14 protein-coding genes are annotated in these 15,486 nt (G+C 61.6%); 9 read left to right on the top strand and 5 right to left on the bottom strand.

What is annotated here, in order from left to right:
• The first annotated feature begins 1 nt into the window (after position 1).
• The 9 genes from KDX39_RS15280 to KDX39_RS15240 all read left to right on the top strand — a co-directional run bounded on the left by KDX39_RS15280 (position 2) and on the right by KDX39_RS15240 (position 7,505).
• Positions 2-436, top strand: coding sequence for a prepilin-type N-terminal cleavage/methylation domain-containing protein (locus KDX39_RS15280; protein WP_257109335.1), 435 nt, complete (start codon positions 2-4; stop codon positions 434-436).
• A complete protein-coding gene (locus KDX39_RS15275; RefSeq protein ID WP_231660943.1) occupies positions 436-807 on the top strand; it encodes a type II secretion system protein in 372 nt (123 codons plus the stop codon). The genes KDX39_RS15280 and KDX39_RS15275 overlap by 1 nt, the downstream gene beginning before the upstream one ends.
• Positions 804-1,436, top strand: a complete 633-nt coding sequence (locus tag KDX39_RS15270) for a prepilin-type N-terminal cleavage/methylation domain-containing protein (RefSeq protein ID WP_231660942.1) — start codon at positions 804-806, stop codon at positions 1,434-1,436. Before KDX39_RS15275 ends, KDX39_RS15270 begins: the two co-directional genes overlap by 4 nt.
• Positions 1,433-2,167, top strand: a complete 735-nt coding sequence (locus KDX39_RS15265; RefSeq protein WP_184323369.1) for a type II secretion system protein GspK — start codon at positions 1,433-1,435, stop codon at positions 2,165-2,167. The genes KDX39_RS15270 and KDX39_RS15265 overlap by 4 nt, the downstream gene beginning before the upstream one ends.
• Positions 2,164-3,255 carry a type II secretion system protein GspL gene (locus tag KDX39_RS15260; protein WP_231660941.1) on the top strand — a complete coding sequence of 364 codons (1,092 nt, stop codon included), beginning with the start codon at positions 2,164-2,166 and terminating at the stop codon, positions 3,253-3,255. The genes KDX39_RS15265 and KDX39_RS15260 overlap by 4 nt, the downstream gene beginning before the upstream one ends.
• Positions 3,236-3,847 carry a type II secretion system protein GspM gene (gene gspM, locus KDX39_RS15255; RefSeq protein ID WP_231660940.1) on the top strand — a complete coding sequence of 204 codons (612 nt, stop codon included), beginning with the start codon at positions 3,236-3,238 and terminating at the stop codon, positions 3,845-3,847. Before KDX39_RS15260 ends, gspM begins: the two co-directional genes overlap by 20 nt.
• Positions 3,844-4,374: a general secretion pathway protein GspN gene (locus KDX39_RS15250; protein WP_231660939.1), complete on the top strand. Its 531-nt coding sequence runs from the start codon at positions 3,844-3,846 to the stop codon at positions 4,372-4,374. The genes gspM and KDX39_RS15250 overlap by 4 nt, the downstream gene beginning before the upstream one ends.
• Positions 4,374-6,710, top strand: coding sequence for a type II secretion system secretin GspD (gspD, locus tag KDX39_RS15245; protein WP_231660938.1), 2,337 nt, complete (start codon positions 4,374-4,376; stop codon positions 6,708-6,710). Before KDX39_RS15250 ends, gspD begins: the two co-directional genes overlap by 1 nt.
• Positions 6,711-6,785: 75 nt before the next feature.
• The gene (locus KDX39_RS15240) at positions 6,786-7,505 is read left to right on the top strand and encodes an alpha/beta hydrolase (RefSeq protein ID WP_231660937.1); all 720 of its coding nucleotides are present in this window, start codon (positions 6,786-6,788) and stop codon (positions 7,503-7,505) included.
• A 174-nt stretch (positions 7,506-7,679) separates the two neighbouring features.
• Here KDX39_RS15240 and KDX39_RS15235 read toward each other — a convergent pair whose 3' ends face one another.
• The 5 genes from KDX39_RS15235 to KDX39_RS15215 form a co-directional block, all read right to left on the bottom strand.
• Positions 7,680-8,441, bottom strand: a complete 762-nt coding sequence (locus KDX39_RS15235; RefSeq protein WP_184323374.1) for a hypothetical protein — start codon at positions 8,439-8,441, stop codon at positions 7,680-7,682.
• A 319-nt stretch (positions 8,442-8,760) separates the two neighbouring features.
• Positions 8,761-9,975 (bottom strand): MFS transporter, encoded by a 1,215-nt coding sequence (locus KDX39_RS15230; RefSeq protein ID WP_231660936.1) that lies wholly within the window; start codon positions 9,973-9,975, stop codon positions 8,761-8,763.
• A 162-nt stretch (positions 9,976-10,137) separates the two neighbouring features.
• A complete protein-coding gene (locus KDX39_RS15225; RefSeq protein WP_231660935.1) occupies positions 10,138-13,182 on the bottom strand; it encodes an efflux RND transporter permease subunit in 3,045 nt (1,014 codons plus the stop codon).
• Complete coding sequence (locus KDX39_RS15220) at positions 13,179-14,279, bottom strand: efflux RND transporter periplasmic adaptor subunit (RefSeq protein ID WP_231660934.1); 1,101 nt, start codon at positions 14,277-14,279, stop codon at positions 13,179-13,181. The genes KDX39_RS15225 and KDX39_RS15220 overlap by 4 nt, the downstream gene beginning before the upstream one ends.
• Positions 14,276-15,484: an efflux RND transporter periplasmic adaptor subunit gene (locus KDX39_RS15215; protein WP_231660933.1), complete on the bottom strand. Its 1,209-nt coding sequence runs from the start codon at positions 15,482-15,484 to the stop codon at positions 14,276-14,278. Before KDX39_RS15215 ends, KDX39_RS15220 begins: the two co-directional genes overlap by 4 nt.
• Positions 15,485-15,486 lie beyond the last annotated feature (2 nt).

Genomic DNA, 15,486 nt, shown 5'->3' with positions numbered 1-15,486 from the left:
TATGAAATCGTCTGTTGCAAGCCGTGGTTTTACCCTGATGGAAATGCTGGTGGTGCTGGTGTTGATGAGCATCGCTGTCGGCCTCGTGGGTTTCGGTCTGCAACAGGGGTTGAGCACCGCCAGTGAACGTCGTGCGGTCGGCGACATGGTCGAGGCATTGCGTGCCACGCGGGTTCGGGCCATCGTGACCGGCCAGCCGGCACGTACTGAATTCGACCTGCGTCATCTGACCTTCAAGGCACCGGGAAAGCGTGAACAGCACTGGCCCGATCATTTGCAGGTGACGATGCAGACGGCTTCCGACCTGGGGTCGGCGGTGGAGTTTTATCCGGATGGTGGCTCCAGCGGCGGCAACCTGATGGTCGCTGACGGCGATCGTCGCTGGCGCATAGACATTGGCTGGCTGACCGGCAGCGTCCAGGTGCGTCCCCTTTAATGAAAGTGTCGCAGTCCGGGTTCACTTTGCTGGAGATGCTTGCCGCGCTGACCGTGATGGCTGTGTGCAGTGGCGTGCTGTTGGTGGCTTTCGGGCAGAGCGCACGCTCCTTGCAACAGGTGTCCCACAGTGATCGGCTGAGTCACGCGGCGCGCACGGTGTTCGATCAGGAAAGCGGCGGCCCGCTTGAAAACGGGACGCGCAAGGGGCGGGTGGCCGGTATCGACTGGAGTCTGGAAATCCGTCAGGTCTCGGGCGGTAACGACCAGGCCAGATTGTTTCGCCTGGACCTGACGCTGCTTGAGCATCAGCGGCGTGTGCAGTTCAGCACGTTGCGGCTGCGCGGCGCCGTGACCGGTGCTGGGTCTTGAAGGCCGGTCAGCGCGGTTTCACGCTGCTGGAAGTTCTGCTGGTGATCAGCCTGTTGGGCGTGTTACTGGTGTTGGTCGCGGGTGCCTTGCTGGGTGCCAATCGCGCGGTGCTCAAGGCCGAGCGCTACACCGTGGGGCTGGATGAGATGCGCGCGGCACAGGCGTTTCTGCGCTCATCCATCAGTCAGGCGCTGCCGCTGGACACCTCCGCTGAAGATGACGCCAAGAGTGGTTTTTTTGAGGGTACGGCGCAGGATCTCAGGTTCGTGGCCACGCTGCCGGGAGAATTGGGTGGTGGCATCCAGTTGCATACTCTCGGGCTGAAAGGACCTGAGGGGGATCGTGACCTGCAGGTGGCGTTCTCCCGGATCAGAACCACATCAAATGGCATCACGCTTGAACCCTGGGGTGAGCCACAGGTGTTATTGCACAACGTGCAATCGTTGAATTTCAGTTACCGTGGCCGGACGCCGAAAGGCAAGCCCACGGGATGGCTGAACGAATGGCCTTGGCCGACCCGCCTGCCCGGTGCGGTGCGCATTGATGCGCAGGTCAAGGGCTCGATTCCCTGGATCAGCGAAGTGGTCGCCCTGCGTCTGGATCTATCGGGTGGGGCGGGCGGGCAGTGAAGCATTTTCATAAGCGCCAGCAGGGCGTGGCGTTACTGGTGGTGTTGTGGGTGCTGGCGGTGCTGAGCCTGCTGCTGGGCGGACTGGCCGGCTGGGTGCAACTGGAAAGCCGTCAGGCGCTGTGGTTGCGGCAGAACACTTATGCGCTGCTCGCGGCGGAAGGTGGCTTGAATATGGCGGTGCAGGGGTTGCTGGACCCTGCGCAGCGCAAACGCTGGGTGGCCGATGGACGGCCAGTGGCGTTGCGCATGGATGACACGCAGTTGCTGGTCAGTATTCGCAGCGAGCGTGGCAAGCTGGACCTCAACAGCGCTCCGGCGGCCGATATTGCTCGTCTGTTGCAGGCCTGTGGGGCGAACCGCAATCTGGCCAGCAGTATCGCCCAGACCGTGGAGGCGCAACGGGATGACGGTCAGGCGCCGCTGCGTGTGGTTGAAGAAATACGACAGTTGCCGGGCATGACGCAGGCGCTGTACACCCGGCTGTTGCCGGAAGTGACGTTATGGAGCGGGCTGGACCGGCCCGATCCTGCTTTTGCCTCGGCGCTGTTGCGCCGGGCACTGAACTTGCCGAACCAGAGCGCGGTGGGAGCCGATGCCGGTGAGGTACTGGCCATCGACAGCCGCGCAGAACGACCGGGCGGCGTAGTCGCCCTGTTACAGACCATTGTGTTATTGAGCCCATCGGAGGGAGGCGCACAGCCCTATCGGGTATTGCGTTGGCAAGAATGAATGCATCCGTTTCAGCACGTCTGGCACCGGTGATCGCTTTGCGCGACCGGGTCGTCCAGCAATGGCGTGGCAGTCTGGGGCAACAGGCCTGGCAATGGTGGAGCGCAGAATTGCGCGCCTGCCTGCCGCCGCGTGTGCGCAGGTGGCTGGTTCGCGAAACTGTCCAGCAGGTGTATGTCTGGCCGTTGGTCGAACCGGTTGCCATCACCGGCGTCAATGCACAGAAGATCCTGCTGTTGCCCTCGTCTCTGGTGCTGGTGCAGACCCTGCAACTGCCCGTTGCAGCGGCGCGCAACCTGTCGACCGTGGTGGGCTACGAACTGGACCGCTTTACGCCGTTCGATGCCAGTCAGTTGTACTTCGTCGCCCGTCAGGAAAGTCGCAATGCCGGCTTCATTCAGGTCCGGCTGGTGGCCGTGCTGCGCCAGCGCCTGGACGCCATTCTGCAAGCGTGCGCTGCGCTTGGTCTGCGGCCCGACACTGTGGACGTCGGCACACCCGAAGCGCGCCTGAGTGTTGACCTGTTGCCGGCACCGCTGCGCCCGCAGCAATCGCATTCAGGTTACCGCCTGCAACGCTGGCTGCTGTGGATCTGCGCCGGGTTGCTGCTGGGCACCATGCTGCTGTGGCTCAACGACCGTCAGCAATTGCTTGAAGAGATGCAGGCCGAGGTCAAGGCACAGAAAGCCCAGGTCAGCGAAGTTCAGCAATTGCGTCAGCAACTGACCAATACCCGTGGCGCCGCCAATTACCTGCTTCGCCGCAAGGCTGCTCAACCGCCTCTGTCGGCATTGCTCAGTGAACTGACTGCCTGCCTGCCGTCAGACACCTGGATCGATCATCTGGAAATCAGCGACAGCGCCGAGGTGGCCTTTGCAGGTCAGAGCGCCAAGGCCAGTGCGCTGATCGCCCGCGTCAAGGACTGCCGCAGCCTGGACAACGCCCAGTTTCAGGGGGTGATCCAGCCGGACAGCAAAACCGGGAAAGACCAGTACTCATTGCGTGCGCATCTGCGTCAGAGCCCGCAGCAGGATCAGTCCGATCAATCGGAATCGCAGGAGAGCGCCGATGCGTCGTCCACTCAATAGCCGTGAGCGGCGGGGTGCGGCGCTGATCATTCTGGCGCTGGTCCTTTATCTGGCCTACTGGCTGCTGATCGACAGCTGGTTCGCCGGCCCTCTTCGCGATATCAGCGAGCAGACCGAACAGTTGCGCGAGCAACAGCAACGCTATGCCGGATTGCTGAAACAGGCTGACATCTTGCGTGCACAACTGGAGCAGGCCCGTAGTGATCCGGCCAGCAGCACCAGTCTGCTGCCGGGCGATGATCCTAGCGCAGTCGCTGCTGACCTGATGCAGCGTGTTGCCGACCTGATCAGCAATCAGGCCAACACCGGCGGTGGCTGCGCGCTGACCCAGCGCATGCCGATTACCCCGGAGCAGGACAGCGCCGAGCCTTACCGGCAGGTCAAGGTCAGCCTGACACTGGAATGCGCCATCGAGCCGCTGACGGCGATCCTGCATGCGCTGGAGTACCAGCGCCCGTTCCTGTTCGTCGATGAAATGAGTCTGCGCCGCGACACCGATGCCCCCGCCACTGGCGGCGCCGGCAAGCTGGTGGCGCACCTGTTGGTACGCGGCTATCTGCAACCGGCTTCAGCCGGGGAGGGCGAGCAATGATTCGCTCATTGCGTCCATTGGAGTGGGCTTTGCTCGGCATCACCGCCGTGCTGACCGCACTGGCGACGCTGATTCTCAGTGGCGCTGCCCATTCGCCGGACTGGCTGCCCGAGCAGGCGCCACGCAACCCGGTTGACCATGCGGCACAGACCCACAGCGCGCCCACTGCGACGCTGGACAGTCTGGCCAATACCTGGAAAACCCCGCTGTTCAGCACCGATCGCAGCCCTGACAAGGCGGTGGGCAAGAGCGATGTACAGGTCGCCAGCCTTTCCGGCCTTACGCTGACCGGTGTCGTTCTCGACGGTACGTTGCGTGTGGCACTGCTCAAGCAGGCCAGTGGTCCGGCACTGAAAGTGAAACAGGGTGACAGGCTGGGTAACGGCTGGACCCTGGAACAGCTCGATCCGATGCAGGCCACCTTCAGCCTCGACGGCCGCACGCAGACCTTGCGCCTGCCTGCGCCGCGTCTGCCGCCACCGTCGACGACACCCCCGATTTCCCTTACCAACGATTCCACCCTGTGATGGGTACCTTTTCTGGAGTTTCCGCCATCGCTACCTTGCGCACCCCCTTGCTTTGTCTCGCCACCGCTGTCGCCCTTGGCGGCTGTGCATCCCGGCAGGACACCCTCGACCCCGACAATGGCATGCTGCAGGAAGCGCTCCAGGGAACCGGTTCACAACGTCCGCCAGTGGATCCGCGCAGCGAGCAGCTGCCGGTACAGGCACAGCCTCAGTCGTCAACGGCCTCGCCGCAACGCCAGATCATTCAAGGCAACCAGCGTTTCATTCGCCAGCCTGCCTCTGCTCCGGCAGCGAAGGCAGGGGAGACGGGCGACATCGTCTTCAACTTCACCAACCAGCCGATTCAGGCGGTGATCAACAGCATCATGGGTGACCTGCTGCACGAAAACTACAGCATTGCTCAGGGTGTGAAGGGTGATGTGAGTTTCTCGACGTCCAAACCGGTCAACAAGCAGCAGGCGCTGTCGATTCTCGAAACCCTGCTGTCCTGGACCGACAACGCCATGATCAAGCAGGGCAATCGCTATGTGATCCTGCCGTCCAACCAGGCCGTTGCGGGCAAGCTGGTTCCGGAAATGCGCGTCGCCCAGCCATCGGCCGGCATGTCGGCGCGGCTGTTCCCGCTGCGCTACATCTCGGCCAACGAAATGCAGAAGCTGCTCAAACCCTTCGCTCGCGAAAACGCCTTCCTGTTGGTTGACCCCGCTCGCAATGTGTTGAGCATGGCCGGTACACCCGATGAGCTGGCCAACTATCAGGACACCATCGACACCTTCGACGTGGACTGGCTCAAAGGCATGTCGGTGGGAGTGTTCGGTCTGCAGCGGGCCTCGGTCGGCGAACTGATGCCTGAGTTGCAGAAAATGTTCGGCCCGGACAGCGGCATGCCGCTGGCAGGCATGGTGCGTTTTCTGCCCATCGAGCGGACCAACTCGGTTGTTGCGATTTCCTCGCAGCCGGAATACCTGCGCGAAGTCGGCGAGTGGATTCACACCATCGACGAGGGCGGCGGCAACGAGCCGCAGATGTACGTCTACGATGTGCGCAACATGAAGGCCACTGACCTGGCCAAATACCTGCGGCAGATCTACGGCACCGGCGCGATCAAGGAAGATTCGGCCGCCAAGGTCGCGCCCGGGCTGCGCACCACGAGTCTGTCGTCGCTCAATGGCACCGGCAGCAACGGCATGAGCAGTTCCAATGGCATGGGCAGCGGCGGCATGAGCGGCGGTGGCATGGGCAACGGCATGAATGGCATGAGCGGCAACGGGGGTGGCTTCGGCAACAGCCAGGGCATGAACAGCCAGAACGGTACCGACGGCGAAAACGCTGAAGAGCAGGGCGGCGCAGAGTCCGACGCGGCCGGCGAAGAGGATGGCGGTTCGGGTGGCAACAGCAAATCCCTGGACGCCAGCACCCGCATCACCGCACAGAAGAGCAGCAACCAGTTGCTGGTCCGCACGCGTCCTGCGCAATGGAAGGAAATCGAGTCGGCGATCAAGCGCCTCGACAACCCGCCACTGCAGGTACAGATCGAAACGCGCATTCTGGAAGTCAAGCTGACCGGCGACCTGGACATGGGCGTTCAGTGGTATCTGGGCCGTCTGGCGGGCAATGCCGGGACCTCCGGCAACGTGACCAACACCGCAGGCAGTCAGGGCGCGCTGGGCGCTGGCGGGGCGGTACTGGCAGGCACCGACTCGCTGTTCTACTCGTTTGTCAGCAATAACCTGCAGGTCGCCCTGCGTGCGCTGGAAACCAATGGCCGCACACAGGTGCTGTCGGCGCCGTCGCTGGTGGTGATGAACAACCAGCAGGCGCAGATCCAGGTCGGCGACAACATCCCGATCAGTCAGACCACGGTCAACACCAACGCTTCAGCCACGACGCTGAGCAGCGTGGAATATGTGCAGACCGGTGTAATTCTCGATGTGGTGCCGCGTATCAATCCGGGTGGTCTGGTGTACATGGACATTCAGCAGCAGGTCAGCGACGCCGACACCGGCTCCACCGACCTTAACGGCAACCCGCGCATTTCGACGCGCTCGGTAGCCACTCAGGTCGCCGCGCAAAGTGGTCAGACCGTGTTGCTGGGCGGCCTCATCAAGCAGGACAACGCCGAGACGGTCAGCTCCGTGCCTTATCTGGGCCGAATTCCGGGTCTGAAATGGCTGTTCGGCAGAACCAGCAGGGCCAAGGACCGCACCGAGCTGATCGTGTTGATCACCCCGCGTGTGATCACCAGCAGCAGCCAGGCGCGTCAGGTTACCGATGACTACCGCCAGCAGATGCAATTGCTCAAGCCCGAAGCCTCGCGAGGCAGCCTCCAGAATTGAGGCTGTGTTAGTTTCTGATTCGTCGTCCACCGAAGACGCTGCCTTCGGGCAGCGTGCACCAGAGGTCATTGACTGATGCTGAAATTTTTCGCCGCTTTGCTGTTTGTCTGCTCTGGACTGGTTCAGGCGCAAGACACGTTACACACGGATCTGCCGCTGGATTACCTGGCTCAGGCCACCATGGACGCGCCCGACAAACCACTCGTGATCTTCATCCACGGCTACGGGAGCAATGCGGCGGATCTGTTCAGCCTCAAGGATCACCTGCCTGCTGCGTACAACTACCTGTCGGTTCAGGCTCCCGTGCAGTTACGGCCAGACAGCTACAAGTGGTTCACCCAAAAGCCCGGCGTGACCGAGTACGACGGCGTGACTGCAGACCTGAAAAGCAGCGCTCAGCGTCTGACGGCATTCATCGGTCAGGCAACGGACAAGTACAAGACCCGGCCTGACAAGGTGTTTCTGGTGGGCTTCAGTCAGGGGGCAATGATGAGTTATGAGGTCGCACTGCGTCAGCCAATGCTGGTCGGCGGAATCGCTGCGCTGAGTGGACGTCTGCTACCGGTGGTGAAGTCCGAACTCAAGCCTGAAGAGGCGCTCAAGACGCTGAAAGTGTTCATCGGTCATGGTGCCGAAGATCGCCAGGTCTCCTACGCCAGTGGTCCTGACGCTGAGAAGACCTTGAAGGCGCTCGGCTTGAAGCCAGAGTTTCATGGCTATGAGGGGCTGGGGCATAACCTGAGCGAGACCGAAGTGGCAGATCTGGCCCAGTGGCTGGAGAAGTCGATTCGCTGACGGCGGAAGGCGGCTTGCCGGCGATTCGATTCCCAGGGCCGACTCATCAGTGACTGGGGATGACGCCATCGCTGGCAAGCCGTCTCCCGCTATTGCCGCCTCTATCCAGCCGCTTATGCGTTGACCAATGACCGAGCCTGTTGTGGCCGCTCGGTCATCAAACGACCTTCTCGATCAGTTGACCTTCACATCCTTGAACTTGAGCACGTTTTCCTTGCTTTCGCGATCACGGAACGTGAGCTTGAGTGCGGGGGACAGTTTGAGTCGGCCCTTGGCGGCCTCGAAGGTCAACGTGACGCGGGTCGGAACGTGACGGATCAACTGAAATGAATCCCAGCGATCGAACTTCGTATCACCGACTCGCATCTGGATCATGTTCAACGCACCGCCTGTTTCGTCGAACAGACTCACCGGGTTCAGGAAGCGGAAATCACGGTCCGGACTCTTGTTCACCAGCTCCAGCGTGCAGGTGGGTGCCTGGCCGTTCTGATCACACTCCAGCAGCTCCAGCGTCAGGTTGTCGACGGTCTCGGCACGCTTGCCGAACACGTTGGCATTGTCGTTTTCAACGAACAGTTTCTGGCTGCGGGCAAACTCCACCGAGGGTTTGGCATACTCGCCACCCAGCTTGAAGAACACCCCGCAAAGGATCAGTGTCAGCAACAGCCAGACGCCCGTTTTCAGGAAACCGGGCAGTTTTCTGGCCATGATCGCGATGCCCAGTCCGCCGCACAGCGTCATGCTGGCGACGATGGTGATGAGGGTCTGCCAATTGATCGAGTCGACATTCAGGCCCAGCACGCTCGGGTCTGGAAAAAGGTAGGTGAAGATGCTCCACAGGACACCGATCATGCTGCCGATACCGAAGGATATCCTGGCAAAAATCGCTGAAATCTTGCGAGCGGCGGGTGAGGGAGCGGGTGGTGCTGCGTCCATTGCTGTTTTGCCTTGTTCGAATGTCGAGAAGTGCGTGCCGATGGCAGATCAACTGCATGGCAGATAGAGGGCCTGGTCGTGAGGCGTTTGTACAATCCGTGTTCAATCGCGCTGCCGGAAGTGCGAGCTTTTTGATGCGGGAAAGAAACAGAAGGGCGAGCGGACCACGCCGTCGCGGCGCGATTATCCGGTAATTCGTGTGCAAAGTGCAGCGTTACATCGTTCAATCATCGAGATAGAGGGCTTCAGGCAGAAGAAGGGCGATTTTGAAAGAACGCGGACAGGCTGTTCTGTCCGCGAAAAAAGGATCTGGCTGCACTCAACCCTGGCTGACCCGTGCCGCTCTTCCGCCAGCTGAGTCTTTGAGGAATGCCAGCAGCGCAACCAGCGGCAGCGCTGTACCGACGATCAGCACCCAGGTCCATCCGCCATGGTCGAACAGTGGGCTTGCCACTGCCGAACCGACCGCGCCACCGAGGAAGATGCTGGTCATGTACAGCGCGTTGAGTCGGCTGCGGCTGGCAGCGTCCAGCGCGTAGACGGTGCGCTGGCCAAGCACCATGCTGGTCTGTACGCAGTAATCCAGTACCACGCCAGTGACGGCGAGGCCGATGACGCTGTAAAGGGGGTGAATCAGCCCCGGCAGGAAGCTCAGCGCGCCGAGCAGCAGTGCGCCCAACGACAGGATTCGGGTGTGGCCCGCGTCAGCCAGCCGGCCGCTGATGGGGGCGGCGATGGCACCGATGGCACCGATCAGCGCAAAAATGGCGATCTGGGTTTGCGACAAGCCATGATTGCGCGACAACTCCAATGGCACCGCCGTCCAGAACAGACTGAACGTCGCGAACATGCAGGCCTGATAGAACGCCCGTTGGCGCAGCACCGGCTGGGTGCGCAGCAGGGTCCACAGGGAAAACAGCAATTGGCCATACGTGGCACGATGATCGGGCACACGTTTGGGCATGGTGGTCGCGAGCACGACGCTGATGCCGATCATCACCACCGCCGCCGAGCCGAACACTGCCCGCCAGCCGAAGTGATCGGCCACCAGGCTTGAGATCGGCCGTGCCAGGAGAATACCCAACAGCAGACCGCCCATGATCCCGCCGACCACCCGGCCTCGCGTTTCCTCGGGTGCGAGATGCGCCGCCAGCGGAATCAGCATCTGCACCGACACCGAGCTGAAGCCCACCAGTAACGAGACCAGCAGAAACAGATTCGGCTGCTCGGCAAATGCCGCGCCCAGCAGGCTCAATGTCGCGACTGCCGTGGTCAGCAGCATCAGCTTGCGGTTTTCCAGCAAGTCACCCAGCGGCACCAGAAAGAACAGACCCAGCGCATAACCAATCTGCGTCAGCGACACGATCAGACTCGCCGCCGTGCTGGACAGGCCGATGTCCGGCGCGATCAGTTCGATGATTGGCTGGGCGTAGTAGATATTGGCGACGATAGCGCCGCAGCAGAACGCAAACAACATCACCAGACCGCGGGTCATGGTGGGGTTGCCGTGGGAAGTTTGGGCGGAATGGGGCATCACGGGTCTCGCTCGTGCAATCGGGCTTCACGCACGCTTTACCGTGCCCGGGCCGTTCAGAATGGAATGCTGAGCAGGCTAACGGTTTTGCAAGACATTAAGTAGGCGTGCCGAGGTGATACAAGATATTTCTAGGAGTGATGATGGGTGGATTGTGCTTTATCAGATGTCATCTGTTTTCGGCCTGATCCCATAACAAACCAGATACAGCGCAGGTAAAAAGAACAGCGTCAGCAGGGTCGCGATAGCGATGCCGCCGATCATGGCGATGGCCATGGGTCCCCAGAACACTTCTCGGGCAATCGGTATCATGCCCAGGCTGGCGGCGGCGGCCGTCAGCAGGATGGGCCGGCATCGATGCTCTGTAGCCTTGATGACCGACGCCCAAGGGCTTTCACCGGCGGCCATGAATTCGTCGATCTGGGTCACCAGAATCACCGAATTACGGATGATGATGCCGATCAGCGCCAGCACGCCGAGAATCGCCACGAAGCCCAGCGGATAGCCGGAAATCAGCAGTGCGGCGACGACACCGATCAATCCTAATGGCACCACGCTGACCACCAGCAGCAGCTTTTTCACACTGTGCAACTGGATCATCAGAAAGCTTATGACCAGCAGCAGCATCAACGGTACGACCTTCAGGATCGGACCCTGTGAGCGGGCGCTGGCTTCGACGGCGCCGCCGGTGGCCACCGAATAGCGCACGGGCAGGCCGGCGGTGAACGCATCGACGTCGGGTTTGAGCTGTTTGACCAGGGCCGCCGGTTGCAGCTTGCCGAGCACGCTGGCTTTCAGGGTAATGGTCGGCAGGCGGTCGCGACGCCAGACCAGCGGTTGCTCCTGCTCATAGCTGAGGGTGGCGAATGACAGCAGCGGTACAGTCGAGCCATTCGGCGTCGGGATCTGCAGGCTGCCAAGGGTCTGGATCGAGCTGCGCTCATCACTTTCGGCGCGCCCCACAAGGTCGACCAGATAGGTGTCGTCGCGCACCTGAGTGATGGTCGTGCCGCTGACCAGACTGTTGAGAATCTGCGCGACGTCCTCGGATGACAGGCCGAACTGACGCACTTTGTCCTGCGCAATGTCGATTTTCAGCACCTTGCCCGGTTCGTTCCAGTCGTAGATCACCTGGCCGATATTGGGGTGGGTGTCGAGCAGGGCGGCCAGCGTCATGGCCTGGCTGCGCACCTGTTCAATGTCCGGTCCGCTGATCCGGTATTGAATCGGCCAACCTACAGGCGGCCCCATGTTCAGTGGCTGCACGTAGCCGCCGACACCTACGTAGTCATCACGAAAGCGTTGGCGCAGCCGCTCGATCAACCGGTCGCGGGTTTCGCCACCTCGGCTGACGACGACCATCTGGCCGTAGAACGGGTTGCTCAGTTGCTGATCCAGCGGCAGGTAGAAACGCACTGCGCCCTTGCCGACGTAGGAACTCCAGTGCAGCACGTCCGGGTCGTCTTTCAGGGTGGACTCGAAGCGGTCCATGGTCTGGCGGGTGCCTTCGATCGAGCCGTTCTGCGGCAGGTAGAAGTCGACGAGGATTTCCGGCCGGTCCGAATCCGGGAAGAACTGGTTCTGCAGCAGTTTGCCGGCGAACAGCGAGCCCATGAACATCAGCGTGGTGATGCCGATTACCCACCAGCGATGTTCCAGCGCCTTGACCAACGACCGGCTGAAACCCCGCATCCAGCGTCCCGGAGCCGCATGCACGGCGGTCACCTTGAGCAGGTGTACGCCGATCAGCGGCGCGAACAACACCGCCACCAGCCAGGACAGCAGCAGCGCCACCGCGATCACGGCGAACATGGTGAACACGTATTCGCCCGCCGAGCTGTGGTTTAGACCGATCGGTACAAAACCCGCGACGGTCACCAATGTGCCGGTCAGCATGGGAAAAGCGGTCGAGGTGTAGGCGAAGGTTGCGGCCTGCTCCCGGCTGTCGCCATGCTCCAGGCGGGTCACCATCATTTCCACGGTGATCATGGCGTCATCCACCAGCAGTCCCAGGGCGATGATCAGGGCGCCGAGGGAAATGCGCTGCATGGTGATGCCGCTGTACTCCATGAACACGAAGACCAGTGCCAGCACCAGCGGGATCGAACAGGCCACGACCAGGCCGGCACGTATGCCCAGGCTGATGAAGCTGACGACCAGTACGATCAGGATCGCTTCGAACAAGGCGCGGGTGAAGCCGCCGATGGCTTTTTCGACCACGTCGGCCTGACTCGACACCAGGTGCACGTCGATACCCAGCGGCAATTCGGTGGTCAGTTCTTCGATGCGCTGCTGCAACTGCGTGCCGAAGGCCTGAATGTTGCCGCCCTGTTTCATCGCCACCGCCAGGCCGATGGCAGGCTGACCGTTGAAACGGAACAGAGAAGAGGGCGGGTCGGCGTAACGGCGCTCGACCGTGGCCAGATCGCTGAGGCGAAAGAAACGGTCGCCCAAGCGCAGGTTGACCGCCAGAAGGTCTTCCTCGCTGGTGAACTGGCCGCTGGCCCTGACCGCGATGCGCTCGGGGCCCGCTTCCATGACGCCTGCCGGTGTGACCGAGTTCTGGGCCTGGAGGCTTTGCAGCACCTGACGCTGGTCGATTCCCAGTGCAGCCAGTTTGCGAATGGAAAAGTTCAGATAGATGACTTCTCGCTGAGCGCCGAGCAGCTCGATCTTGCCCAGATTGGGCACGCTGCGGATATCGGCCCGTACCTGCTCGACGTAGTCGCGTAACTGGCGAAACGACAGGCCATCGGTCGTGAAGGCGTAGATGCTGCCGAACACATCACCGAACTCGTCATTGAACGCCGGACCCTGAATGCCGGCGGGCAGTTCGCCGCGCACGTCGCTGATCTTCTTGCGCACCTGATACCAGGCCTCGGGAATGTCTGCGCTGCGGGTTTCGCTCTTGAGAAACACGAACAGGGTGGATTCGCCAGCCAGCGTGTAGCTTTTCACGTAGTCCAGCGCGTCGATTTCCTCGAGCTTTTTCTCCAGGCGATCCGTTACCTGTTGCAAGGTGTCATTCAGGGTCGCGCCAGGCCAGCGTGCCTGAATCACCATGGTCTTGATGGCGAAGGATGGATCTTCCTCACGGCCCAGATTCAGGAACGACCAACTGCCCATCAGCAGCGAAACGAACATCATGTACCAGACCAGCGTGCGATGCCTGAGGCCCCAGGACGACAGATTGAAGCGCTCCCTCACAAACCGACCTCTCGTTGCATGCGAATCTTCTGGCCGGACTGCATGGTGTTGACGCCCGCGGTGACGACCTTGTCGCCGACCTGCAATTCGCCCTCGACCTGAACTGTCGAGCCGTTGCGCGCCAGCACCTGAATCACACGTGGGCTCAAGGTCGACGTCCGCGTGTCGATTACCCATACCTGTGCGTTGCCGTCGCGTTGCACGACAGCGCTGCCAGGCAGTCGATGGGATGTTGGCGCCGAACCGCTGATCTCGACGCTGACGGTCGAGCCGATCCGAAATAGATCCGGTGTATGGTTCAGAGTCAGCCGTACCCGTTGAGTACGGGTGGTGGCATCGATTTGCGGAGACAGTTGACGAATCTGTGCTGTGACCGAAACCTGAGCGTTCAAGGGTGACGACACCCGGAACTGCGCGTGGTCAGTCAGCGAAGCGACCAGACCGACCGGGAGATCGACCACCGCTTCGCGGCTCTCGGGATGCGCCAGGCTGACCACCGGTTCTCCGGCAGCCATCACTTGGCCGACCTCGGCACGCCAGTCGGTCACCAGTCCGTCGAACTCCGCCAGCAGACGGGTGTAAGACAGGTGGTCGCGGGCTTGCTGCAACGCGATGTCGGCGCGCTGCTGCAAGGCTTCCTGATTGCGCAGGTCGCTGCTCAATTGATCGAGCCGCGCCCGTGAGCCGACGCCGCGCTCGAACAATTGCTGGTAGCGCAACTGCTCGTCACGAACCTGTTGCCACGAAGCGTGTGCCTTGCTGAGTTCCGCTTGCCGGGCGTGCAGCTGATTCTGTTGCTCGCTGGGTTCCAGAGTGGCCAGCAGATCGCCCTTGCGCACGGCCTTGCCGACCTCGGTCTGACGGGTGGCGATACGCCCGGCGACTCTAAACCCCAGCGGGACTTCGTACTGCGGTTGAATGCTGCCCGCGAAACGGCCATGCAACGCGTGGTGTGGCTCGACAATTTCAGTGAACAGTACCGGTCGCTCGATCACTTCACGAACCGGTTTGTCGCGGCAGCCGGGCAGGGCGATCAACGCTGCGCAGGCCAGCCAACTGCAGGTCAGGATTCGAGGCTGGCGGGAGTGGATGCTCATCGCTGTCTTTCCAAGGCAGTGATCTGTGAGGCAGCGACTGCAAGGCCATCCTCGCCTTCGGTCTGCCCGACCACTTCGACCTTCTGCCCCGCGTAGAGAAATTGCAGGCCCTGAGAGACCACCTGGTCGCCTTCGGACAGTCCTTCTGCGACAAGCACCTGACCCTGTTCGTATCGCAGCACCCTGATCTGTTGCAACGAGACCAGAGACTGGTCATCCACTCGCCAGACTGCGGGCTGCCCCTGCGAGCGTGTCAGCGCCGACCACGGCAGGACGAAAGCGCGTTGTGCATGATTGTCGAGTCGGGCGCTTACCACTGATCCGAGACCCGGAGCGGGAGAGGTGTCCGGCAGTACGGCGCGCACGCGTAACGTGCCGCTGGTGGTGGAAACGATAGGGGTGATTTCGCGGATCCTGCCGATCAGCTCGATATCGGGCTGGCCGACCGGGCTGATCGCGACCCGGTCTCCGATCCGGTCGGTGCCGAGCAGCGATTCATAAGCGGCGAACACCGCTTCGCGTTCGCCATCGTGTGCCAGGCTGAAAACCGGCGCGGCAGCCTGCACCACCTGACCCTCTTCGGCCTGCCGTGCGGTGATCACACCGTCTGCGACGGCAAGCAGTTCGGTATAGCCGACCTGCTCACGGGCAGTGGCCTGCTGCGCCTTGAAAGACGCCAGATCACCACGCGCGCTTTCCAGACTGGAGCGCGCCTGCTGGTACTCGCTGAGGTTGGTGTAACCCTTGGGCAACAAGCGTTGCTGGCGCTGATAATTCTGCTCGGCAAGATGCAGCCGGGACTCCCTCACTGCAACTTCGGCGCTGGCGGACTCAAGACCTGTGCGCTGCTCGCGCGGGTCCAGTTTGGCCAGCACCTGATTGACGTGCACCCGATCACCCACATCCACGAATCGCTTTACCAGCTTGCCCGATACTCGAAAGGACTGGTCGGTAACCTTGCGTGCCTGAATATCGCCGCTGAGCACCACCTGTGTGGCGATGTCCTGCGCTTGAACCGTCTGGACCGATACCCGCACAGGCAGTTTTTCCGGTGCTTTGCCGGCAGAGCAGGCTCCCAGTGCAAGTGTCAGTGTGAAGGTGCAGCCAACGGTCAGCCAGCGCTGAAAAGGAGGGATCCGGGTCGGTCGGCCTGTTTCACACGCATGGCCGAGCCGACGCACAACATCTGCACAGAAATACATCATCA

The sequence above is a fragment of the Pseudomonas sp. CDFA 610 genome (assembly GCF_021147865.1).
GTDB lineage: Bacteria > Pseudomonadota > Gammaproteobacteria > Pseudomonadales > Pseudomonadaceae > Aquipseudomonas > Aquipseudomonas alliivorans.
This window is presented reverse-complemented; position numbering and strand designations above follow the sequence as displayed.

Coding starts and splice junctions, on each gene's coding strand:
- KDX39_RS15280 (WP_257109335.1), top strand. CDS start 2: ATGAAATCGTCTGTTGCAAGCCGTGGTTTTACCCTGATGGAAATGCTG.
- KDX39_RS15275 (WP_231660943.1), top strand. CDS start 436: ATGAAAGTGTCGCAGTCCGGGTTCACTTTGCTGGAGATGCTTGCCGCG.
- KDX39_RS15260 (WP_231660941.1), top strand. CDS start 2,164: ATGAATGCATCCGTTTCAGCACGTCTGGCACCGGTGATCGCTTTGCGC.
- gspM (WP_231660940.1), top strand. CDS start 3,236: ATGCGTCGTCCACTCAATAGCCGTGAGCGGCGGGGTGCGGCGCTGATC.
- KDX39_RS15250 (WP_231660939.1), top strand. CDS start 3,844: ATGATTCGCTCATTGCGTCCATTGGAGTGGGCTTTGCTCGGCATCACC.
- gspD (WP_231660938.1), top strand. CDS start 4,374: ATGGGTACCTTTTCTGGAGTTTCCGCCATCGCTACCTTGCGCACCCCC.
- KDX39_RS15240 (WP_231660937.1), top strand. CDS start 6,786: ATGCTGAAATTTTTCGCCGCTTTGCTGTTTGTCTGCTCTGGACTGGTT.
- KDX39_RS15235 (WP_184323374.1), bottom strand. CDS start 8,441: ATGGACGCAGCACCACCCGCTCCCTCACCCGCCGCTCGCAAGATTTCA.
- KDX39_RS15230 (WP_231660936.1), bottom strand. CDS start 9,975: ATGCCCCATTCCGCCCAAACTTCCCACGGCAACCCCACCATGACCCGC.
- KDX39_RS15220 (WP_231660934.1), bottom strand. CDS start 14,279: ATGAGCATCCACTCCCGCCAGCCTCGAATCCTGACCTGCAGTTGGCTG.
- KDX39_RS15215 (WP_231660933.1), bottom strand. CDS start 15,484: ATGATGTATTTCTGTGCAGATGTTGTGCGTCGGCTCGGCCATGCGTGT.